The sequence below is a fragment of the Actinomadura violacea genome (assembly GCF_017573465.1).
Taxonomy (GTDB): Bacteria; Actinomycetota; Actinomycetes; order Streptosporangiales; family Streptosporangiaceae; genus Spirillospora; species Spirillospora violacea.
Window position 1 is genome coordinate 38,549 of sequence record NZ_JAGEPF010000009.1, and the last position, 20,048, is coordinate 58,596.

Here is a 20,048-nt window from a genome sequence, read left to right on the forward strand (position 1 = left end):
CCTACAGCGGGTCTATACGAACGCCGGACTGCGGTCCGGCGGTGACGAGCGAGCGGTCCGGGACGGGCCGCCAGCCGGGACGGTCGTCCAGCGGTTCGGAGACGATCCGGATGGCGTCCGCGTCCTCGCGGACGAACAGCGAGTCGCCCCAGGTGGTGGCGGCGAGCGCCGTCCCGTCGGAGGCGAGCAGGTTGTAGCGGCCGCCGGTGAGGCCGGTGACGGCGCCGACGACGGCGGCGAGGCCGTCGCCGAGGGACGCGCCGCCGCGCCAGTTCCGGACGGCGAGCGCGAACAGCGGCGCCGAGTCGAGCGGGGCGCGGGCGTCGGGGACGCCGGCGAGGTCCCCGGCCAGCTCGCGGAGCTTGGCCTCCACGCCGGCGAACCCCTCGACCTTGCCGTTGTGGCTGAACAGCCAGGGGCCTTCGCGGAACGGCTGCGCGCACGACTCGTCCACGGGGAACCCGATGGTCGCCGAGCGGATCGCCGCGACGGCGCAGGACGCGCGGACGGCGCCCGCGATCTCGCGGAACGACTGGTCGGTCCAGAGCGGCTGGGCCCGCCGGAACCGGACGGGCGCGCCGTCCTGGTACCAGCCGGCGCCGTACCCGTCGGCGTTCAGCAGGTTCCCCTGCGTCATGCGCGGCGCGTACGCCTGGTGCTCAAGGGAGTACTCCCCCTCGTAGACGAGCGAGTGCAGCGTCCGCTCGGGGCCGATGTAACCGAGATGGCGGCACACTCAGACCTCACCCACATGCGCCCTGTGGGGGGACGCCCCCCCCACGCCCCCCGGCAACCGCGGAACGCGCGCAGCGGAACCCGGAGAAGATCTGCCGCCGTATGGGATAGTCCCAGTTGCGGAAGGAGCCGCGTATGGCGAGCGGGTGCGTCGCCCACGAGCCGCCCCGCAGAACCTTGTAGTCGGGACCGAAGAACACTTCGGAGTACTCCTTGTAGGGGAACGAGCGGAAGCCCGGGTAGCCGTGGAAGTCCGACGACGTCCACTCCCACACGTCGCCGATGAGCCGCCGGACCCCGTAGGCCGACGCACCGGACGGGTAGGAGCCCGCATCGGACGGGCGCAGCATCCGCTGACCGAGGTTGGCGCGGCCCTCCTCATAGACGTCGCCCCAGGGGAACGCCCTGGAGCGCTGTAGGACCGGGTCCCAGCGCGCGGCCTTCTCCCACTCGGCTTCCGTGGGGAGGCGCTTGCCGGCCCATCGCGCGTAGGCGTCCGCCTCGTACCAGCACACATGCTGGACGGGTTCGTGCGGCGGAACGGGCTCGGTACGCCCGAACCTGCGCCGCAGCCACTGCCCTCCTTCCTTCGTCCAGAACGCGGGCGCGCGCTTGCCGGTGGTGCTGCGCCATTCCCAGCCCGCCGGGGTCCACCAGCGCGGTTCGTCGTATCCGCCCGCCTCCATGAAGGCGAGATAGGCGGCGTTGGTGACGGGCTCCACGTCGATGTAGTAGGCGGGCACGTCGACCATGTGGCCCGGACGCTCGTTGTCGTAGGCCCATGGGTCGTCCGACGTGCCCATCTCGAACGGGCCGGCAGGAATGAGCACCTCGTCGCGTCCGTCCGCCGCGGCGGGCTTCTGCAGAGGCTCCGCCACAGGGTCGAGCAAGGCCGGAGCACCCTTGCGGAGCTGATGCGTCGCCAGCATCGTCTCGTCGTGCATGTGCTCGTGCTGGACGACCATCCCGTATACGAACCCGCCCGACGTGAGCGGGTTCGCGGTGTCGAACCGCACGGACGGGAGCGCGTCAAGCACCTTGGCGCGCACCGCGCCGATGTAGGCGCGCGCCTCGTCCGGCGGCAGCAGCGGCAGCGACGGCCGCTCGGCGCGCGGATGCTCGAACGCGTCGTACAGGCCGTCGATCTCCGGGCGCATCGGCTCGGCGCCCGCGGCGGCCCGCAGCAGCCACAGCTCCTCGTAGTTGCCGACGTGCGCCAGGTCCCAGACCAGCGGCGACATCAGCGGCGACACCTGCGAGGTGAGGCCGTCCCCGTCGAGGACGTCGGTCGTCAGGCCGAAACTGCGGGCGCGGACCCCGCCGAGCTCGTCGGCGATCAGGTCCTTCAGCGCGTCCTCGCCCTGTTCGGCGAGCGGGCCCGGGGAGCTCAGCGGGGCCATGTCGGGTCCTCCTCGGACGTCGTGGTGGGAGCGCCGTGCACGGCCATGTCGTGCAGGGCCGTGTCGTGCACGGGGCCGTCGTCGGCGGGGGTGCGCCCGCGCTCGACGTAGCGGCGCGCGTACTCCTCCACCAGCGGGACGAGCCCGGCCGCGCCCATCCGCGGCAGCGCGTCCAGCGCCGCGGTGAAGCAGGCGCGCGCGGCGGCGGCCAGCGAGGCGTCGGCGAGCCCGTCGCGGGCCGCCTCCGCCCACAGCCGGGCCACCGGTTCGGCCGCCTCCTCGGCGGTGCGGGACGCGGCCGGGTCGTCCAGCAGCGCGGCCGTGACGGCGACGGGCACCGGCCAGTACCGGGCCGGCAGCGCGTCGATCATCCGCAGTTCCAGCCAGCCGCGCGGCCGGACCGGCGGGAACAGCGTGGACAGGTGGTAGTCGAGGTCCGCCTGGCCGGGCTCGCCCTTGTCGAGCCACTCCTTGAAGGACATGCCCGGGTCGGAGACCCATTCGCCGGACGCGGTCTTGACCAGCATGACCCGGGCGTCCAGCGCGTACCGCGTCCACGCCTCGGCGGGGTCGCCGTCCGCGCCGTCGCGCAGCACCGGCAGGGTGCGGCACGGGTCCAGCTCGGTCCAGATGGCCTGCCGGGACGAGCGCAGGCCGGTGCGTCGGCCGGCCTTGACCGGCGAGTTGGCGAACGCGGCGATCAGCACGGGCCCGAGCGCGTGCGTGAGCCGCCAGCGGCGGGCCGCGTCGGCGCGGTCGGCCCCGATGTCGAGGCAGACCTGGACGGACGCGGTCGAGCACATCATCGCCAGCCCGGCGTCGGCGAAACCGCCCGCGCTGAAGTAGTCGCGCATGCACCCGTAGCGGGGGTGCTCGGCCTGAAAGCGGGGCCGCCGGACGGGGTCGACGCCGTGGCCGACCAGGTCCAGCCCGGCCGGCGCGAGCGCGTCCCGCACGTGCGCGATGTCCCCGGCGAGCGCCGAATGCAGTTCGGAAACGCCGTGGAACGGCGCCGAGCTCAATTCCAGCTGCCCGCCGGGCTCGTAGGTGACGGCGCTCCCGCCGGGCGGCGGCCCGGCCTCGTCGACGAGCATCCGGACCCGCCGCGCGGGAACGTGCGCGGCGCGGTCGGCGGCGTCGACGACGAACCACTCCGTCTCCGCGCCGACCGTCCCGGGCGGGCCGGTCTTGAAGCAGACGCCGTAAATGTGCTGGTAGACGCCGTCCTCGGTGAGCCGTGGCACGCGACCTCCCCGACAGAATTCGATCACGGGTTCGAATCCTTCCCTGCTGAACCGGATCAGGAATCCGCGAATTTTCGGGAACTTCCTTAAATCTGGGTGAACATGACCGTCCGCCATCAAAGTGATTACTTTCCGTACTATTCGACATGATGTTTCACACCCTGGCTTCTCACCGGTTGACGGGAGGCGCTAGAGTCCCGCTACCTACCGGTATGCACGGATTCGTGCAGGCCGGTGCCAGCAGCGAGACGACCGGGAGGTCACATGCGCGGCGACCTGGGCTCGCTCTATGACGCGCACGCCGCCCGCCTGTACGCCTACTGCTGGTCGCTCGTCGGCGACCAGCTCGCGGCGGCGGCGGTCGGCGACACCTTCGCCGCGGCGGTGCACCAGCCGCCGCGGGGCGACAGCGTGCTCTGGCTCTACTCCCTGTCCCGCACGGCCTGCGCGGAGCGCGGCGCCTTCGCCGCCCCGTCCGGCGGGCTGCCCTACGCCGACCCCGACCCGCTGCTGCGCGCCGCGGGCGGCCTGCGCACCGACCACCGCGAGGCCCTGCTGCTGTGGGCCGGCGAGTGGCTGGAGGTCCGCGACATCGCGCGCCTCCTCGGCCTCGCGCCCGACACCGTCGTCCAGCTGGTGAACGCCGCCCGGTCCCGGCTGGAGCGCGCCGTCCTCGACACGCTGATGCGCGGCGCCGCCGGTCCGGAGCTGGAGCTCATCGCCGCGTTCGAGAAGGGCCGGCTGCCGCAGCTGCTCGCCAAGCGCGCCCCGGCGCACGCGCCCGGCTGGCTGCGCGACCAGGTGCTCGCCGCGTGCGAGGCGGAGGCCGACCGGCCGCTGCCGACCGTCGCGGCCCCGAGCCCGCTCGTCGTCATCGGCGACGCCGACCTCAGGCCGCGGCCGAAGCGCGGCGTGTGGTCCAAGGGCCTCGGCGCGGTCGCGGGCGTCGCCGCGTCCGCGGCCGCCGTCATCGGCCTGCTGGTGTCCTGGCCCGCCGCGAAGGGCGGCGGCGCCGCCTCGCTCGTGCCCACCGCGGGCAGCGGACGCACCGACCCGGCGTCGGCGAAGACGACCAAGGTGTCCGAGAACCCGCCGCCCGGCCTCACCGGCACCGAGCGCTCGACCGGCGACAACACCCCCGGCTCGTCGAAGAACCCGGTGACCGGCGCGTTCGACGGCACGCCGCAGCCCGCCGACGGCACCCCCGGGCACGGCAGCACGCCCGGCACCCCGGCCGCGCCGGGCACTCCCGGCAAGACGCCCGCGGACACCTCGCCGTCGCATGACGGCGCTCCGGGGACCGGCACGCCGTCCAAGCCCGGCGACTCGTCGCCGACGACACCGCCGGACTCGGGCACCCCGACCACTCCCCCGGACACCGGCGGCAGCCCGACGACCCCGCCGGACGACGGCTCGACGGACCCGACCACGCCGCCGGCCACCCCGTCCGACCCGCCCTCGACCGGCACGCCCGCGCCGAGCCCCACGTCCAACCCGACGCCCGACCCCGGCCAGGGCTGACCCGCGCCGCCGGTGGAGGGCACGGAGCCGGCGCCGCCGCCCGGCAGGGCGCTGCGGCGACTCGCCTGGACGCTGACGTTCGTGCTGGCCATCGGCACCACGACCGGCCTGGCCTTCTTCGACGTCGGGCTGGGCATGGTCGCCGGCGCGCTCGCGCTGGCGCTCGCCTACTGGCTGCTGCTGCGCCGGATGGCGCTGGGCGGGCGCGCGGTCGCCCGGACGACCCGGCGGCTGTTCGTCGGCGGATGGGCCCTGCTGGTCGTGGGCGCTCTGGGCGCCGCCTACGCCGGGATGCTCGTCCTCGGCAGGCAGGGCACCGGGAGCGTCGACTACCAGGACGAGCAGACCGGCACGCACGGCACCCGCTACCTGCAGTGCTATGTGATCAAGCCCGACGGCACCAGTGGCGAACTGCGCGCCACCGGCGCCTGCCCGGCGTCCGGCGGGACCCGGATCGCGATGGTCTACCTGCCGCACGACGCGGGCGACGTGGCCCGTCCCCTCCTCGGCACCAAGCACCGGCTCCTGCCGCGGGCCGCGGTGTGGGCCGTCGCGGATCTGCTCGGGCTCGCCGCGCTTGCCGCGGCCGCGCGGACGTCCGTTGCGCCGGACGCCGCCACGCCGTAACGGAGCTTCTGCTCCGTCAGGCCTCGGACGGGGCGGGGTTCGGTTTGAGGGAGTCCTGGACGTCCTGGACGGCATGCACGGCCTTCGCCTCGGCGGCCTCGATGACGTCGGCGACGGGCGTGATCCCGACGGTGCGCCGCCGTTCGCGCAGCAGCAGGACGCCGCCGATGAGCGCGCCGCTCAGCATGGCCACCAGGTGCCCGACGGCGGCGACCTCCAGCGAGAACAGGCCCTCGAACAGGAACGGCAGCAGCGACGCCCAGGCGGCGAAGGCCAGCAGCCGGCGGATCCGGCCCCGGCCGTAGAGGATCGCCGCGACGAGCGCGGCGCACAGCACATAGGACGGGCCGACGTCGGAGATCGTCCGGACCGAGTCCGACAGCAGGCCGGCCTCCAGCCGCACGAACGCGATGCCCTGGCTGATCAGCGTGCCGGTGACGTGCGAGACCGCGACCAGCACGATCGCGCGCAGGTTGCCGAACCGGCGGACCACCGGGAACAGCCCGAGGACCGCGACGACCAGCAGCGCGGCCTGCGACCCCTCGGCGACGAACGCCGAGGCGACCATCGTGCCGACCGGGTCGACCGCGAGGTTCGACAGGTTGGTGCTGGTCCAGGCCACGACGGCGCGCTGGGCCGCGGGCGGCAGCAGGAAGACCTGCACCAGCCACATCGCCGCGAACAGGCCCAGGAACGTCAACGGCATCGGATACCGCTTGATAAACCCGCCCATCATCCCGGCAAGCCTAGGTGCTCCAGTGGTGTCAGCGGCCCGATACCCCTGAAGCTCACAGGAAAACGACGGCTTCTCCAAGGTCCCTCCTTGCCCGCGGGTACGGGCGCCGCGGGCACCTGGTTCGATGCCCGCGAGGGCGCCGGGGTTCGGCACGGCGACGCGGTGCGCCGTCCCTGGGCGACAGGTGGGACGGCGCACCGCGGGTCATCGGTGCAGGTCAGACGGCGGCGGCAGCGTCCACCGGGGTGCTGCCGCGGCGGACGAGCAGGGCCGCGAGCACCGCGACGACGGCGACCGCGCCGGCGACCGTCAGCGAGGTCTGGAAGCCGTCCATGAACGCCAGGTGGCTGCCGGTGGTGATGGCCTTCGCGGCGGGCTCCGGCGTGCCGGGCGGGACGGGCGCGACGCCCTGGGCGACCAGCCCGCCGGTGCCGGACAGCTTCTGCGCGGCGCCGCCGGGGACGCCGGACTCGGTGAGCCGCCCGACCAGGACGTCCCCGACCTTCGTCGACAGCAGGACGCCGAGGACGGAGGTGCCGAGGACGCCGCCGAGCTGCGACGCGGTCTGCTGGAGGCCGCCGGCGACGCCGGCGAGGTGCGCCGGGGCGTTGCCGACGATGGCCTCGGTGCCGGCGACGATGACCATCCCGAACGCCAGCCCGACGAGGACGAACCACGGCCACAGCTGCACGTACGGGGCGTCCACGCCGACGCGGGACAGGCCGAACAGCGCGGCCGCGGTGAACCCCATGCCGAGGGCGAGGGGCAGCCGCGGCCCGAACCGGCTGGTGAGCGCGCCCGCGATCGGCGAGGCGACGATGAAGATCCCGGTCATCGGCAGCATCCGGACGCCGGCCTCGACCGGGCTCATCCCGTGCACCTGCTGCAGGTAGAGGGTGATGAAGAAGATCGTCCCGAACATCCCGAAGAAGCCGAGGACGATCAGCCCGGTCGCGGCCGACAGCGACACCGAGCGGAACAGCGACAGCGGCAGCAGCGGGCGCTCGACGCGCAGCTCGTTCCAGACGAACGCGGCGAACAGCACGACGGACACGGCGAACGACACCAGCGGGGTGGCGTGCCCGAACCCGTGCTCGCCGGCCTTGATCAGGCCCCAGACCAGCGCGAACAGCGCGCCGGTCAGCAGTGCGACGCCGGGCAGGTCGAAGGAGCCGGACGCCTCCTCGGCCTTGGACTCGCGGATCACCCACAGGCCGACCAGCAGCGCGACCAGGCCGAGCGGGGCGTTGAGGAAGAACACCGACTCCCAGTTGACGTTCTCGACGAGCAGGCCGGCGACGATCGGGCCGCCCGCGATGGAGATGCCGACGGTGGAGCCCCAGATGCCGATGGCGGCGTTGAGCCTGTCGGCGGGGAAGGTGTTGCGCAGGATGGCGAGGCTCGCGGGCTGCAGGAGCGCCCCCGCGAAGCCCTGCACGACCCGCCAGAAGATCACCATGCCGAGCCCGCCGGACAGCCCGATCGCCAGCGAGGCGACGGCGAAGCCGACCACGCCGGCGAGGAAGGTGCGCTTGCGGCCGAACCGGTCGGCGATCTTGCCGGCCGGGATCAGCGTGACGGCGAGGGCGAGCAGGTAGGCGTTGGTCACCCACTGCAGGCCGGACAGCGACGCGCCGAGGTCCTTGGCGATCGCGGGGTTGGCGATGGAGACGACGGTGGCGTCCAGGCCGACCATCATCACGCCGAGCGCGACGGCGACGAGGGTGAGCCAGGGATGCCCGTGGCCGGGGCGGGCGGGGCGGCCGCGCGCCTGGTCGCGGGGCCGGATGCGGCGGGACGCGCCGGGGTCGAGCACCTCGGCGCCGTGGGGCTGGGACATGGACGGGCCTCCGTAGCGACGTTGAGGGCTCCAAACTGTCATGGGATGACACTTGTCGTCAAATGCCTCTGGTCATACACGGACATGATTCAGATCACGACAACAGTCGGCCGCCGTCACTTGGCGTCGGGTCCGCGCGTCGTTACACTTCGCACATGACCGCGACCGCCCCCGAGACCCGCCCGGGCACCGCCCCCGCGGGCCCCGGACCCCAGCCCCCGGGCCGGCGCGAACGCAAGAAGCAGCGCACCCGTGAGGCGCTCGTCGACGCCGCGTTCACCCTCTTCGCCGAGAAGGGGTTCGACGCGACCACCGTCGAGGAGATCGCCGACGCCGTGGACGTCTCGTCCCGCACGTTCTTCCGCTACTTCGCCTCGAAAGAGGACGTCGCGCTCACCTTCCAGGAGGAGCAGACCCGCGCCGTGATGGCGGCGCTGGCCGAGCGCCCCCCGGACGAGCCGATCATGACCGCGCTGCGGCGCACCGTGGTGGAGATCGCCAGCGCCTGCGAGCGCGGCGAGCTCGGCTTCGACCCCGAGCGCTTCCAGTGCATGTTCAGCATGATGAGCGACAGCCCGGCCCTGATGGCGGGCAGCCTGGAGCACGCGCAGAAGAAGCAGCAGCTGCTCACCGCGATCATCGCCGAGCGGATGGACCTGGACCCCGCCACCGACATGCGCCCGCACGTGATCGCGTCCGCCGCCACCTGCGGCTTCCAGGCCGCCGCCGACGTCGCCCGGCGGCACGCCGGCGCGTTCGGCTCGCTGGCGGAGACCGTCGACAAGGCCTTCGAGATCCTGGAGAACGGCCTCAACACCTAGCGCCCGCGGCCCGCCCCGGTGTGGTCCCGGGGCGGGCGGGTACCGCCTCCCGAGGACGGCTCGGAGAGGAGGCGACCATGGCGCTCGAACATCCCCGGCACGACGGCCGCGGCGACCGTGACCTGCAGGTCAACCCCATCTTCAGCCGGGAGCCCGTCAACGTGCCCCGGTACGCGCTGCCGCGCCGCGAGATGGAGCCCGGCACCGCCTACCAGCTCGTCCACGACGAGCTGATGCTGGACGGCAACGCGCGGCTGAACCTCGCCACGTTCGTCTCCACGTGGGCCGAGCCGGAGGCGCTGCGGCTGATGGCCGAGTGCGCCGAGAAGAACATGATCGACAAGGACGAGTACCCGCAGACGGCGGAGCTGGAGATGCGCTGCGTCCACATGCTCGCCCGGCTATGGCACGCCCCGGACCCCAAGCACGCCGTCGGCTGCTCCACGACGGGGTCCAGCGAGGCGGCGATGCTCGGCGGCCTCGCCCTGAAGCGCCGCTGGCAGAAGAAGGGCCTGAAGGGCCGGCCCAACATCGTGATGGGGATCAACGTCCAGATCTGCTGGGAGAAGTTCGCCGACTACTTCGAGGTCGAGCCCCGCTACGTGCCGATGGAGGGCGACCGCTACCACCTCGGCGCCGCCGAGGCCGTTGCGCTGTGCGACGAGAACACCATCGGGGTCGTCGCCATCCTCGGGTCCACGTTCGACGGCAGCTACGAGCCGGTCGCCGAGATCTGCGCGGCGCTCGACGACCTGCACGAGCGCACCGGGATCGACGTCCCCGTCCATGTGGACGGGGCGTCCGGAGGGATGATCGCCCCGTTCCTCGACCCGGACCTGACCTGGGACTTCCGGCTGCCCCGCGTCGCGTCGATCAACACGTCCGGGCACAAGTACGGCCTGGTCATGCCGGGCGTCGGCTGGGCCCTGTGGCGCGACCGGGAAGCCCTCCCGGACGACCTGGTCTTCCACGTCAACTACCTCGGCGGCGACATGCCGACGTTCGCGCTGAACTTCTCCCGCCCCGGCGCGCAGGTCATCGCGCAGTACTACAACTTCCTGCGGCTCGGCTTCGAGGGGTACCGCCGCGTCCAGCAGACCTGCCGCGACGTCGCCAAGCGGCTCGCCGCGGAGATCGCCAAGCTCGGGCCGTTCGAGCTGCTCACCGACGGGTCCGACATCCCGGTCTTCGCCGTGCGGGCCGGGGACGGCGCCGAGTTCAACGTCTTCGACGTCTCCGCCGCGCTCCGCGAGCACGGCTGGCTCGTCCCCGCCTACACCTTCCCGGCGAACCGGCAGGACCTCGCCGTGCTGCGCATCGTCGTCCGCAACGGCTTCAGCCACGACCTCGCCGACCTGCTGCTGGACCAGCTGCGCCGCGCGCTTCCCCGGCTCAACACCCAGCCGCCTCCGCACCGGACGGCCGACGACTCCGGCGGCTTCGCCCACGGCGCCGAGACCAAGAACCCGACGACCCCGGGCCGCCGCTGAGGCTCACCAGCCGACGGGCAGCTCCTTCGGCCGCCGGACGAACCGCTCGGCATGCCACGGCACCTCTCCGGCCGGCACCGCGAGACGCAACCCGGGCAGCCGCGTGACCAGCGCGGACAGCGCGACCTGCAGTTCCATCCTGGCGAGCGCCGCGCCCAGGCACCGGTGCAGCCCGTGCCCGAACGCGATGTGCGGGTTGCCCTCGCGCGCGATGTCCATCGTGTCGGCCTCGGGGAACGCCGCCGCGTCCCGGTTGGCGGCGGCCAGCTCCACCAGGACCTGGTCCCCCGGCTTCAGCAGGACGCCGCCGAGCTCGACCTCCTCCAGGACGAACCGCGTCAGCGACCCCTGGGCGATCAGCGGCACGCACCGCAGCAGCTCCTCGACCGCCGTGGGCACCAGCCCCGGATCGGCCGCGATCCGCGCGTAGTCGCCGCTCTCCAGCAGCAGGAAGACGAAGTTCGGGACCTGCGAGGCGGTCGTCTCGAACCCGGCGATCAGCATGGCGCGGACGAGGTTGTTCACCTCCTCCTCGCTGAGGCGGTCGCCCTCGATCCGCTCGCGCACCAGCGACCCGATCAGGTCGCCCGTCGGATGCCGCTCCCGCTCCGCCGCCAGCTCCGCCAGGTAGCCGTTCATCTCGTCGATGTCGGCGCCGATCTCCGCCACGGGCCGGTCGGCGGTGCTGAGCAGCGAGTCCGCCCATGCGGTGAACCGGGCCCGGTCGGCGACCGGGACGCCGAGCAGGTCGCAGATGACCTGGATCGGCAGCGGCAGCCCGAACCCCTCGACGAGGTCCGCCGGAGAGCCCGCCGCGATCATCGCGTCGAGCAGCCGCGCGGCGATCCGCTCGGTGCCCGGCCGCAGCTCCTCCACCCTTCGCGGCGTGAACGTCCGGTACACGAACCGGCGCAGCCGGGTGTGGTCGGGCGGGTCCTCGCTGAGCAGCGTCCGGCTGGTCGGGTCGGCCGGCGTCATCCCGGCGATGCGGTCGGCCGGGATGCCGGCGCGCTCGTGGTCGCGTCCGAACACGGGACTGCTCAGGACGGTGCGGGCGTCCTCGTACCGCGTGACGAGCCACGCCGGAGCCCCGTACCCGAGCCGGACCCGGACGGGCGCACCACCGGCCCGCACGTCCGCGAGCAGCGGCGACGGCCGGAGGGCATGATCGGCCGGGAACGGGAATTCCGGAAGCTTCTGCACGGCTACCCCAAAGGTGACGCATCGGGAGATTTCTGCCATGCCGATCGTCGCCCCGGATCCCCTTTCCCAACATCACCGAAATGCCACGAAAATCTGGCCGCTCCACCAGCGCCCCCTACCCCGACCAGGCATTACGGCACCAAAAAACCATCATTCAGGGGCCGCAGATAGAGCCACGAAAGAACAATGCCCAACCCACCACCCGGAAGAACAAACGATCCTCGCACGACACCCCCGCCAGGCAATCGACCCACCTCATATTCAGCCCCCTGACCCACCGTTCGGCGGTCATGCCACACGAGATAAGTCGGCCCGATGACCGATCGCCCACACCTTCAGCGAGGACCCCCGACCACCGAAGAACCGACGAGATCGTTCTGTACCTGACCGACTCCTCCGGCAGGCGCTGTGCTCAGACGCCGATGGTTCGGCCAGTGTCGGGGACGTCCGTGACCATGTAGACGCCGGGCAATTCGCGGAGGTGCGCCTTGAGGGTGTCGCGATCGGCGCCCGGGCGCAGTTTCACCAGATACGCCTCAGGGTGCATGTCGCCCCACGGGTGCCGGCCCTTGAACCACCGAGGCAGTTCCTCGGGTGAAGCGTCGTAGTCCACTGCGACCTGCGGCATCGACACCACGCGCCGTTGGATTTCGGCTTTCGTCGATGGCGAGTCGCTCGGATCCAGGATGGCCGCGATCAGGCCGTTGTGCGCGGGCTTGTTCACGGCCCGGAAAACGAGGTATCCGCCGACGCCCACGACGCTCACGGCGAGGCAGGCCGCAAAGATGAACAACACTTGGGCGCCGTCCTTGGGCGGGCCACGGTGACGCGGCCACCAGCGCCGGATACCGGACCAACAAGATCAAGTCACACGTACTGACCTATATGCTGACCTGCGCAGACTTCGCGCAGCAGGATCGATCAGGGTGACGGGACAGCGATGCCGACTCACGAGTGGACCATGGCCGATGACGACTACGGCCCGCGTCGGCGCCCCAGGTGGAAGACCTTCTTGTTCATCGCCTTGGGTTCGGCAGGGCTCCTGGGACTGCTCGCCGTTCTCTACCTGACCGGTGCGCAAAAGGGGAGCGCCCAGTCCAGCCTTGGCCCGAAGAGCTACAGCACCCACGTCGAATGCCAGGTGAACACGACCGGTTCGAAGAGCACGGTGACGATCAGCGGCACGATCACGGGCAACGCGACGCGCTACTCGGTCACCGTCGAGGTTCTGGACGCGGCGTCTCGGCAGCGGATCGGCCTTCAGACCTTCGAGGTTCAGGGCACGAACGCCTTCAGAGGAACCACCGCGGCGCAAGCCCCGATCGGGCACGGCGGCATCGAATGCAAGATCACCAAGGTCGCCTGAGACGTCGTCTCGCTCGGTGAGGCGGCGGAGCCGTTCAGCTCAAGCCATGGTCTTGGACGGGGAGACCGGACCACCGCGATGCCGTTCGCGTACGTCGCGATAACGTCTCCCGGCGTGACCGACACCAACATGCCCCGGACCAACCGAGACCTGCTCATTTGTGCTTGGGTCTGCGCGGTTCCGGCGGTGGGCGGCTTCCTCCTGGCGCTCGGCCTGATGCTCCTCCCGCCGTCCTTCGACAACGACGGAAGCTTCCAGCAGCCGATGTCGTGCGGTGTACCCGCGCTCTTCGACCGGGAGGCGTTCAACAAGCGGCAGTACGGCTCCGACGCCGGACCCGACGAACTCGGCACGTCCGGATGCGCCGCGGCGGTCTCCGCCCGGGAGCACAAGGCGGTCGGCGCCCTGGCCGTGGGCACCCCGCTCGGCCTGCTCGCCCTGACCCTTCACCTGCACCGCCGCACAACCCCGGCCCCCTAGACACCAGGCCGGCGTTCAACAGGCGCGGCTCCGGTCGTCGCCGCCACCAGGCGTCCGGTGGACGAACGCCCAGCCGCCACAGCTCGGCGATCTGATGCTCGTCTCAGCGCGCTTCGTCGAAGTCGTACGTCCCCTGCTTGATCTCCGACACCAAGGCCGCCCACGCACCCGGCCCCAGGCTGAGAAAGCCGCCGTCGGGGTTCTTGGAGTCCCGGACGAGGCGGTGAGAGCCGGAAACGCACGCCTCGACACAGCCGTTGGCTCCTTCGCTGTGACTGCTCTTCCGAAAGATCGCCCGGTCGAGGGGGAGATCGGACACTATGCCCCTCCTGATACCTATTGCCGTGCAAGCCGTTCGAGCATAGCCAGTGACTCCTCCGGGCTCAGAGCCATGGCCCCCATCTGCTCGAACGCCAAAGAGTAGGTGTGCACCTCCTTCTCGTCCTCGATGTACAGGGCGCTTGTCATGTTCTCGACGTAGACGACGTTCGGAGTGAAGCGTTCAGGAAATCCCATGATCGCGAAGCTGCCCACGACACCGGGGTGCCCACCGGCGGCCACGGGCATGATCTGGAACATCACATGCGGGAGGTCGGCCAGTTCGATGATGCGACGGTACTGAGCGCGCATCACATTGGGGCCGCCCATGGCGCGCGTGAGCGCCGTCTCGTCCAGAATCGTCCACAACCTGGCGGGCTGCTCGCGCTCCAGCCATGCCTTCTGCCGCGCCATGCGAGCCGAAACGCGCCTCTCGACCTCCGAGGTAGGAGAGAAGCGCATCAAGATCGACTTGGTCACGTGGTAGGTGTAGTCGTCGGTCTGCATCAGACCGTGGACCAGGCCCAACGTGTAGGAGTTGAGCCATTCGGCCTCGGCTTCCAGGCCCATGTACGTCGCATAGTCGGTGGGCAGGCTGTTCTCGTAGCTGTCCCACCAACCGCGCTGTCGCGTCGTCCGCGAGAAGCCGACGAGAGCGTCGGAGCGTGGACCGGCCACCCCGTAGAGGTCGAGCATCTGCTGCACCTCGGTCGGCGTGACCCGGCGAAGGGCGTTCTCGATCCGGGACAGCTTGGTCTTGCTCCACGCGAGCCGCCCGGCGGCCTCTTCGAGGTTCAACGGCGTGGTGTTCTCTCGCAGCCTGCGCAGCTCAGCGGCGAGGCGGCGTTCGCGAATGGTCGGGGGCCTGGCTGGCATGTGACCGAGCATGCCCGGTCCGTAGTCGGCCGACAAGCGGATCGCCGGAAGATCGCCAAAATGATCTCTGACTTCTTCCCTGAAACTGTTGCGGATACGGAGGCTAGCAGCGCACTATGTGACCGAGATGACACTGACAGTGACTTCGGGTCGCTGTCGGCGACCGTAGAACCTGCAGAAGGCGGGATCCGATGGTGGTTGAGGGTGCGGCGAACCTCGGGGTGGGCGGGGTGTGTGTCTGGCGGCTTCCTAGTGATGAGAGTGGGCCGGCGGCGGCGCGGGCGTACCTTCAGCGGACGCTGGCCGGGCTCGGGCTGGGGCGGGACGTGATCGAGGACGGGAAGCTCGCCGTCTCCGAGACCGCGACCAACGCGCTCCGTTACGGGCATCCCGCGCCGCACGACCGGCCGCACGCGCCGCCGGAACTGTGGGTGTGGGCGCGGATGGTCCCGTCCCCTCAACTCGTCGTCTCGGTGTTCGACTGCGCTCGGACGTCAATGCCGTATGCGTCCGGGGCCGGCCTCCTCGACGAGCGCGGCAAGGGGCTTGCGATTCTTGAGGAGTTCACCGCCGGGTGGGGGTGTGCGGCGACGCGGTCGCGGGTCGCTGAGAGGGCCGTCTCGGGCAAGGCCGTCTGGTTCCTGCTTCCGCTTCCCCTCGCCTGGCCGGGCCGGACGGTCAGGGTGCATCCGGGGACGGCCGCGCAGTGCCTCCTGCTCTGCGTGACGCGGCGCGGGTTCCGGGGGACGCGGAGCAGCGACGAGCGCGGCGTCTCGGTCGTCGCCCTGCCCGGCCTGAACGTCTGGGTCCATCGGCGGCACTTCTGCTGGTGGGCGTCCGCGACCCGCTACGTCCGCCGTCCGCTCGTCGACCTCCAGGAGACGGCCGAGCAGGTCGTCCGCCATCTGGACGGCGGAACCGGCCCGGCCTTCTCCCCCTGAGTCCGCCGCGCCGGGGTTGTCCGCTTCTGCGGTGGGCGGAACGCGTGGTGTCCGGCGGCGGCGCCGGGTTACCGTGTGCGCATGGCCGAGACGACCCGACCGCTCATGCCCGCCGGCGAGACGCCGCACGAGCCGACCGCGCCGCGCCGGCCGGCGGAGCCGCTGTGGCGCGACGCGCTCGGCCGGTGCCTGCGGCGCCGGCGCACCGAGCGCGGCGAGATCCTGACGGAGACCGCGCGCCGCGCCGGGGTCTCCCCGCAGTACCTCTCCGAGATGGAACGCGGCATCAAGGAGCCGTCGAGCGAGATGATCGCCGCGGTCGCCGGCGCCCTGGACGTGACGCTCGCCGACCTCGCGCTGGACGTCGCGACGAGCCTCGTGGCCGTGGCGCCGGCGCCGGTGCGGACGGCGCCGGCCGGACCGACCTGCATGGCCGCCTACGCCCTGGCGGCCTAGCCGCTACACGGGGATCGGCCGCCGTTCCTCGATCACGTGGTCGATGAGGCCGTACTCCTTCGCCGTCTTCGCGGTGAAGACGCGGTCGCGGTCGGTGTCGGCGCGCAGCGTCGCGACGTCCTGCCCGGTGTGCCGGGACAGGATGCCCTCGATGTCCGCGCGGACGCGGACGACCTCGTCCGCCTGGAGGATGAGGTCGGGGATCGCGCCGCGGCCCTGGCCCATCGGCTGGTGCAGGACGACGCGGGTGTGCGGCAGCGCGGCGCGCTTGCCGGGCGCGCCCGCGGCGAGGAGCACCGCGCCGACGGCGACGGCCTGCCCCACGCAGGTCGTCGCGATCTGCGGGCGGATGTAGCGCAGCGTGTCGTACACGGCGAGCATCGCGCTCGGGTCGCCGCCTTCGCAGTTGATGTACAGCTGGATGTCGCCGTCGGGGTTGTCCGCCTCCAAGTGGATCAGCTGTGCGACGAGCGCGTTCGCGACCCCGGCGTCGATGGCGGTGCCGAGGTAGATGATCCGCTCCGTCAGCAGGTGCGAGTAGACGTCCATGATGCGTTCGCCGCGCGAGTCCCGCGCGATGACGTTCGGAATGGTGTAGCTGCTCATCGGGCGGATCCTCCGGAGGGCGCGCCGAGCCCGACCGGGCGGCGGCGGGGCGGCACGACGTCGTCGTAGGCGTCGACGATCGCGTCGATGAACCCGTATTCGAGCGCCTCTGTCGCGGTGTACCAGCGGTCGTGCAGCGAGTCCTCGAAGACCCGCTCCAGGGGCTGGCCGGTGTCCTCGGCGATCAGCCCGAGCACCGTGTCGCGGGTGTGGCGCAGGTCGTTGGCCTGCAGTTCGATGTCGACGGCGGCGCCGCCGATGCCGGCGGAGCCCTGGTGCATCAGCACGCGGGCGTGCGGCATCGCGCGGCGCTTGCCGGGCGTCCCGGACGACAGCAGGAACTGCCCGGCGCTGTAGGCGATGCCGAGCACCACCGTCGCCACGTCGCACGGGATCAGCCGCATGACGTCGCGGATCGCGAGCATCGACGGCACGGACCCGCCGGGGGAATGGATCCACAGCGCGATGTCGGCCGACGGGTCCTCCCCCGCCAGGGTGATCAGCTGCGTCGCGAGCAGCGTTCCGTTGTCGTCGTCGAGCACGCCGTCCAGGACGAGGACGCGCTGCGCGTAGAGCTCGCGCCGCACGCGTTCGTTGAACAAAGGGCTCTTCTGTTCCTCGCTCATGCCCTTCACCCTGCGGCAACGCGCGCAGCGGTCACAGCCCTATCCGCCCACGGCGGATCCGCTCGCAGCAGCGTCACCAGGGAATCGAGCCGTCGTCGTCGAAGAACGCGCCGGTGGGGCCGCCGTCGGGAAGGGTCGCGAGACGGACCGCGATGGCCGCGCCCTGCTCGGGGGTGCGGACGCCGCGGAAGCCGTTCAGGTCCGTCGCGCAGAAGCCGGGGCAGCCCGCGTTGATCAGGATGTCCGTGCCGTGCAGCTCCTTGGCGTACTGGACGGTGACGGCGTTGAGGAAGGTCTTGGACGCCGCGTAGGCGGCGGAGATCGGGCCGGTCTCGGCGCCGGGCGTCGTCTGCCGGGTGAGGGACCCGACGGTGCTGGACATGTTCACGATCCGGGGGGACGGCGAGCGCCGCAGCAGCGGCAGCATCGCGTTGGTGACGCGGACGACGCCGATGACGTTGGTCTCCACGACGGCCCGGATGGTGTCGGGGGCGACCCGGGTGGGCTCCTGCGGGATGCCGCCGGTGATGGCGGCGTTGTTGACGAGCGCGTCGAGGCGGCCGGCGCGCTCCTCGATCAGCGCGGCGGCGGCGGTGACGCTCGCGTCGTCGGTCACGTCCAGCGGCACGCCGAACGCGTCGGCTCCGGCGGCGCGGAGCTTGTCCACCGCGGCGGCCCGGGCCTCCTCGTTGCGGGCGCCGACGCCGACGCTCCAGCCGAGGGCGGCCAGGCCCGCCGCGATCTCGTATCCGATGCCCTTGTTCGCGCCGCTGACCAGCGCGGTCTTCTGTTCGCTCATGTCTGCGATCCTCGCCGCCGGACGGGTCGGACTTCCAACACCGTCTGGGTGGGGTGCGATACCCCAGCGGTATCGCACGCGGGCCGGTGGCGGGTAGCGTGGCGGCATGGAGACGCGGGAGTTGCGGTACTTCGTCGCCGTCGCGGAGGAACTGCACTTCGGGCGCGCCGCCGAACGGCTCGGGATCGCGCAGCCGCCGCTGTCGCGGGCGATCCAGCGGCTCGAACGGCGGCTCGGGACGACGCTGCTGGACCGCACCAACCGCACCATCGCGCTGACCGGTCCGGGGGCGGTGCTGCTCCGCGAGGGCCGGGCCGCGCTCGACGCCGTCGAGGCCGCGGACCGCCGCACCCGCCGCGCCGCCGCCGCGGCGACCGGACGGCCCGCGCTCGTCCTCGTCACCAAGGCGGGGGCGGCCGGCGAGCTGCTGGCGAAGCTCCTCGACGCCCACGCCGCCGAACCGTCCGCGGCACCCGTCGACGTGCTCCTGTGCGCCCCGGGCGAGCAGGAGCGGCTGCTGCGCGACGGCCGCGCCGACGTCGCGCTGCTGCACCGGCCGTTCGACTCGACGACCGGCCTCGACACCGAGGAGCTGCGCACCGAGGGGCAGGTGGCGGTCCTGCCGGCCGGGCACCCCCTCACTACGAGGCCCCACCTGCTGACCGCCGACGTGACCGGGCTGCCCGACCTGCCGCTGCCCCGCTGGCCGCGCCCCGACGGCAGCTACCCGGACGGCCCGGGCCTCCGCGTCCGCGACCACGTGCAGCTGCTCCAGCTGATCGCGCTAGGCCGCGCGTCGGCGATCCTGCCGGAGTCGAGCCGCCCCCACCTCGGCGACGGCCTCACCGCAGTCCCCGTCCTGGACGCACCGCCGGTGACCACCGTGATCGCCTGGCCGCCGCACAGCCGCTCCCCCGCCCTGGCCGCCCTGATCCGCACGGCGACCCGCCTCTAGCGGCCGGTCAGTCCTGGGCGTCGAGGAGGGAGGTGTTGGTGACCAGGGCCAGGGCTGCGTCGGCGAAGTATTGTTCGTCGGCGGACGGGGCGAGGCCGAGGACCACGCCCTGGCCTAGGCCGATGAAGAGGGCGCCCAGTGCGACGGCCAGGCGTTTCGCTTGTTGGGGGGTCACGGTGCCGCCGCCGTGGGCGCGGCCGGTGAACAGCGCGGTGAGCTGCTCCTCGTGGGTCTGGAAGAGGGGTGCGAGCTGCGAGCCCGGGTCGGCGGTGCGCAGGGCCATGTCCAGCAGGCCGAGCTGGACCGACAGGCCCGCCCGCGCGCCCGTCCCGTCGCACGTGCGCCGGTAGTGCCGGGCGTAGGCGCCGACCGCCTCCGCCAGGGCCAGGCCGGGCGGGACCGCGCGCTCGATCTCCGCGTAGTGCGGGCGCAGGTAGCCGGTGACCAGCTCGGTGAGCAGGCCGTCCTTGCTGCCGAACAGCGAGTAGATGGCGCCGGTCGTCAGGCCGGCCCGCTCCGCGATGTCCTCGAGCCTGGCCTGGTAGCCGTCGCGGGAGACGGTCCGGAGCGCGGCGTCGAGCAGGGCCCGGCGGTTGCGCTCCTTGGTCTCCTCCCTCGTCAGTCGCATAATCCGATTATTCCAGTAACCGGATTATGCGCGGCATCCGGTCCGCGCCTCAGAGCGCGGCGAGGCCCTTCCGCAGGTCGTCCAGGTTCATCGCCGGGACGATCTCGATCTCCGCGCCGAGGGCCTTGAAGAGCGGCTCGGCGATCGAGGGGATCTGGGAGCTGTCCTGCATGTCGAAGACGAGGGTGGCGCAGCGCCGGCCCTCGACGGCGGTGAAGTAGGCCGCCTCGGGCTTGAGCTTGTCCACCAGCGCCTGCATGGTCTCCGGCAGCGTGCCGTTCTTGAGCGCCTCGTTCCCCATCCGGGTGTCCATCCGCGCCCGCAGCATCATCCTCATCGCCCTGGCCCCCGTGTGCCGCCGGACCGGCGCGGCTGCCCGC

Annotated in this window: 23 protein-coding genes; 9 read left to right on the top strand and 14 right to left on the bottom strand. The window is 72.1% G+C overall.

Annotated elements, in window-relative coordinates:
* Nucleotide 1: 1 nt before the first annotated feature.
* From egtC to egtA, 3 genes are read right to left on the bottom strand one after another with little or no spacing between them, the layout of a single operon-like run.
* On the bottom strand, nucleotides 2-736 hold the full coding sequence (egtC, locus tag J4709_RS15045) for an ergothioneine biosynthesis protein EgtC (protein WP_208241122.1): 735 nt from the start codon (nucleotides 734-736) through the stop codon (nucleotides 2-4).
* A 7-nt stretch (nucleotides 737-743) separates the two neighbouring features.
* Nucleotides 744-2,135 (bottom strand): ergothioneine biosynthesis protein EgtB, encoded by a 1,392-nt coding sequence (gene egtB, locus J4709_RS15050; RefSeq protein WP_208241123.1) that lies wholly within the window; start codon nucleotides 2,133-2,135, stop codon nucleotides 744-746.
* A complete protein-coding gene (gene egtA, locus J4709_RS15055; protein ID WP_208241124.1) occupies nucleotides 2,123-3,379 on the bottom strand; it encodes an ergothioneine biosynthesis glutamate--cysteine ligase EgtA in 1,257 nt (418 codons plus the stop codon). Before egtA ends, egtB begins: the two co-directional genes overlap by 13 nt.
* Nucleotides 3,380-3,643: 264 nt before the next feature.
* Here egtA and J4709_RS15060 point away from each other — a divergent pair, with 264 nt between their 5' ends.
* Both J4709_RS15060 and J4709_RS15065 read left to right on the top strand, forming a co-directional pair.
* A complete protein-coding gene (locus tag J4709_RS15060; protein WP_208241125.1) occupies nucleotides 3,644-4,900 on the top strand; it encodes a hypothetical protein in 1,257 nt (418 codons plus the stop codon).
* Between the two features lie 12 nt (nucleotides 4,901-4,912).
* Nucleotides 4,913-5,527 carry a hypothetical protein gene (locus J4709_RS15065; RefSeq protein ID WP_208241126.1) on the top strand — a complete coding sequence of 205 codons (615 nt, stop codon included), beginning with the start codon at nucleotides 4,913-4,915 and terminating at the stop codon, nucleotides 5,525-5,527.
* Between the two features lie 16 nt (nucleotides 5,528-5,543).
* Here the strand turns inward: J4709_RS15065 and J4709_RS15070 are convergent, their stop codons facing one another.
* Entirely contained in the window at nucleotides 5,544-6,263 is a 720-nt protein-coding gene (locus J4709_RS15070; protein ID WP_208241127.1) for a rhomboid-like protein, read from the bottom strand.
* A gap of 217 nt (nucleotides 6,264-6,480) precedes the next feature.
* A complete protein-coding gene (locus J4709_RS15075) occupies nucleotides 6,481-8,103 on the bottom strand; it encodes an MFS transporter (protein ID WP_208241128.1) in 1,623 nt (540 codons plus the stop codon).
* Between the two features lie 155 nt (nucleotides 8,104-8,258).
* Between J4709_RS15075 and J4709_RS15080 the strand changes: the two genes are divergently transcribed.
* Together J4709_RS15080 and gad are read left to right on the top strand one after the other, a co-directional pair.
* Nucleotides 8,259-8,924, top strand: coding sequence for a TetR family transcriptional regulator (locus tag J4709_RS15080; RefSeq protein ID WP_208241129.1), 666 nt, complete (start codon nucleotides 8,259-8,261; stop codon nucleotides 8,922-8,924).
* A 77-nt stretch (nucleotides 8,925-9,001) separates the two neighbouring features.
* Entirely contained in the window at nucleotides 9,002-10,414 is a 1,413-nt protein-coding gene (gene gad, locus J4709_RS15085) for a glutamate decarboxylase (RefSeq protein WP_208241130.1), read from the top strand.
* Between the two features lie 3 nt (nucleotides 10,415-10,417).
* On the opposite strand, the gene J4709_RS15090 is transcribed toward gad, so the two are convergent.
* Together J4709_RS15090 and J4709_RS15095 are read right to left on the bottom strand one after the other, a co-directional pair.
* Nucleotides 10,418-11,617 (bottom strand): cytochrome P450, encoded by a 1,200-nt coding sequence (locus J4709_RS15090; RefSeq protein WP_307801254.1) that lies wholly within the window; start codon nucleotides 11,615-11,617, stop codon nucleotides 10,418-10,420.
* A gap of 412 nt (nucleotides 11,618-12,029) precedes the next feature.
* Complete coding sequence (locus J4709_RS15095; protein WP_208241132.1) at nucleotides 12,030-12,413, bottom strand: hypothetical protein; 384 nt, start codon at nucleotides 12,411-12,413, stop codon at nucleotides 12,030-12,032.
* A gap of 165 nt (nucleotides 12,414-12,578) precedes the next feature.
* Between J4709_RS15095 and J4709_RS15100 the strand changes: the two genes are divergently transcribed.
* Together J4709_RS15100 and J4709_RS15105 are read left to right on the top strand one after the other, a co-directional pair.
* Entirely contained in the window at nucleotides 12,579-12,983 is a 405-nt protein-coding gene (locus J4709_RS15100) for a hypothetical protein (RefSeq protein ID WP_208241133.1), read from the top strand.
* A 114-nt stretch (nucleotides 12,984-13,097) separates the two neighbouring features.
* On the top strand, nucleotides 13,098-13,463 hold the full coding sequence (locus tag J4709_RS15105) for a hypothetical protein (RefSeq protein ID WP_208241134.1): 366 nt from the start codon (nucleotides 13,098-13,100) through the stop codon (nucleotides 13,461-13,463).
* A gap of 103 nt (nucleotides 13,464-13,566) precedes the next feature.
* Here J4709_RS15105 and J4709_RS15110 read toward each other — a convergent pair whose 3' ends face one another.
* Nucleotides 13,567-13,782 carry a DUF397 domain-containing protein gene (locus J4709_RS15110; RefSeq protein WP_208241135.1) on the bottom strand — a complete coding sequence of 72 codons (216 nt, stop codon included), beginning with the start codon at nucleotides 13,780-13,782 and terminating at the stop codon, nucleotides 13,567-13,569.
* Nucleotides 13,783-13,799: 17 nt separating this feature from the next.
* On the bottom strand, nucleotides 13,800-14,657 hold the full coding sequence (locus tag J4709_RS15115) for a helix-turn-helix domain-containing protein (protein ID WP_208241136.1): 858 nt from the start codon (nucleotides 14,655-14,657) through the stop codon (nucleotides 13,800-13,802).
* A gap of 191 nt (nucleotides 14,658-14,848) precedes the next feature.
* Between J4709_RS15115 and J4709_RS15120 the strand changes: the two genes are divergently transcribed.
* Together J4709_RS15120 and J4709_RS15125 are read left to right on the top strand one after the other, a co-directional pair.
* Entirely contained in the window at nucleotides 14,849-15,598 is a 750-nt protein-coding gene (locus J4709_RS15120; RefSeq protein WP_208241137.1) for an ATP-binding protein, read from the top strand.
* A gap of 81 nt (nucleotides 15,599-15,679) precedes the next feature.
* Complete coding sequence (locus tag J4709_RS15125) at nucleotides 15,680-16,054, top strand: helix-turn-helix domain-containing protein (protein WP_208241138.1); 375 nt, start codon at nucleotides 15,680-15,682, stop codon at nucleotides 16,052-16,054.
* A 3-nt stretch (nucleotides 16,055-16,057) separates the two neighbouring features.
* Here J4709_RS15125 and J4709_RS15130 read toward each other — a convergent pair whose 3' ends face one another.
* From J4709_RS15130 to J4709_RS15140, 3 genes are all read right to left on the bottom strand, one after another.
* The gene (locus tag J4709_RS15130; RefSeq protein ID WP_208241139.1) at nucleotides 16,058-16,660 is read right to left on the bottom strand and encodes a ClpP family protease; all 603 of its coding nucleotides are present in this window, start codon (nucleotides 16,658-16,660) and stop codon (nucleotides 16,058-16,060) included.
* Complete coding sequence (locus J4709_RS15135) at nucleotides 16,657-17,286, bottom strand: ClpP family protease (RefSeq protein WP_208241140.1); 630 nt, start codon at nucleotides 17,284-17,286, stop codon at nucleotides 16,657-16,659. The genes J4709_RS15130 and J4709_RS15135 overlap by 4 nt, the downstream gene beginning before the upstream one ends.
* 73 nt (nucleotides 17,287-17,359) lie before the next feature.
* The gene (locus J4709_RS15140) at nucleotides 17,360-18,085 is read right to left on the bottom strand and encodes an SDR family NAD(P)-dependent oxidoreductase (RefSeq protein ID WP_208241141.1); all 726 of its coding nucleotides are present in this window, start codon (nucleotides 18,083-18,085) and stop codon (nucleotides 17,360-17,362) included.
* A 106-nt stretch (nucleotides 18,086-18,191) separates the two neighbouring features.
* Between J4709_RS15140 and J4709_RS15145 the strand changes: the two genes are divergently transcribed.
* Nucleotides 18,192-19,040, top strand: coding sequence for a LysR family transcriptional regulator (locus J4709_RS15145; protein WP_208241142.1), 849 nt, complete (start codon nucleotides 18,192-18,194; stop codon nucleotides 19,038-19,040).
* Between the two features lie 7 nt (nucleotides 19,041-19,047).
* On the opposite strand, the gene J4709_RS15150 is transcribed toward J4709_RS15145, so the two are convergent.
* The gene (locus J4709_RS15150) at nucleotides 19,048-19,668 is read right to left on the bottom strand and encodes a TetR/AcrR family transcriptional regulator (RefSeq protein WP_232383526.1); all 621 of its coding nucleotides are present in this window, start codon (nucleotides 19,666-19,668) and stop codon (nucleotides 19,048-19,050) included.
* 49 nt (nucleotides 19,669-19,717) lie between these two features.
* Complete coding sequence (locus J4709_RS15155) at nucleotides 19,718-20,005, bottom strand: DUF3303 family protein (RefSeq protein WP_208241143.1); 288 nt, start codon at nucleotides 20,003-20,005, stop codon at nucleotides 19,718-19,720.
* Nucleotides 20,006-20,048 lie beyond the last annotated feature (43 nt).

Coding starts and splice junctions, on each gene's coding strand:
- J4709_RS15115 (WP_208241136.1), bottom strand. CDS start 14,657: ATGCCAGCCAGGCCCCCGACCATTCGCGAACGCCGCCTCGCCGCTGAG.
- J4709_RS15120 (WP_208241137.1), top strand. CDS start 14,849: ATGGTGGTTGAGGGTGCGGCGAACCTCGGGGTGGGCGGGGTGTGTGTC.
- J4709_RS15150 (WP_232383526.1), bottom strand. CDS start 19,668: ATGCGACTGACGAGGGAGGAGACCAAGGAGCGCAACCGCCGGGCCCTG.
- J4709_RS15140 (WP_208241141.1), bottom strand. CDS start 18,085: ATGAGCGAACAGAAGACCGCGCTGGTCAGCGGCGCGAACAAGGGCATC.
- gad (WP_208241130.1), top strand. CDS start 9,002: ATGGCGCTCGAACATCCCCGGCACGACGGCCGCGGCGACCGTGACCTG.
- J4709_RS15060 (WP_208241125.1), top strand. CDS start 3,644: ATGCGCGGCGACCTGGGCTCGCTCTATGACGCGCACGCCGCCCGCCTG.
- J4709_RS15100 (WP_208241133.1), top strand. CDS start 12,579: ATGGCCGATGACGACTACGGCCCGCGTCGGCGCCCCAGGTGGAAGACC.
- J4709_RS15080 (WP_208241129.1), top strand. CDS start 8,259: ATGACCGCGACCGCCCCCGAGACCCGCCCGGGCACCGCCCCCGCGGGC.
- J4709_RS15070 (WP_208241127.1), bottom strand. CDS start 6,263: ATGATGGGCGGGTTTATCAAGCGGTATCCGATGCCGTTGACGTTCCTG.
- egtB (WP_208241123.1), bottom strand. CDS start 2,135: ATGGCCCCGCTGAGCTCCCCGGGCCCGCTCGCCGAACAGGGCGAGGAC.
- J4709_RS15145 (WP_208241142.1), top strand. CDS start 18,192: ATGGAGACGCGGGAGTTGCGGTACTTCGTCGCCGTCGCGGAGGAACTG.
- J4709_RS15135 (WP_208241140.1), bottom strand. CDS start 17,286: ATGAGCGAGGAACAGAAGAGCCCTTTGTTCAACGAACGCGTGCGGCGC.
- J4709_RS15155 (WP_208241143.1), bottom strand. CDS start 20,005: ATGAGGATGATGCTGCGGGCGCGGATGGACACCCGGATGGGGAACGAG.
- J4709_RS15125 (WP_208241138.1), top strand. CDS start 15,680: ATGGCCGAGACGACCCGACCGCTCATGCCCGCCGGCGAGACGCCGCAC.
- J4709_RS15075 (WP_208241128.1), bottom strand. CDS start 8,103: ATGTCCCAGCCCCACGGCGCCGAGGTGCTCGACCCCGGCGCGTCCCGC.
- J4709_RS15130 (WP_208241139.1), bottom strand. CDS start 16,660: ATGAGCAGCTACACCATTCCGAACGTCATCGCGCGGGACTCGCGCGGC.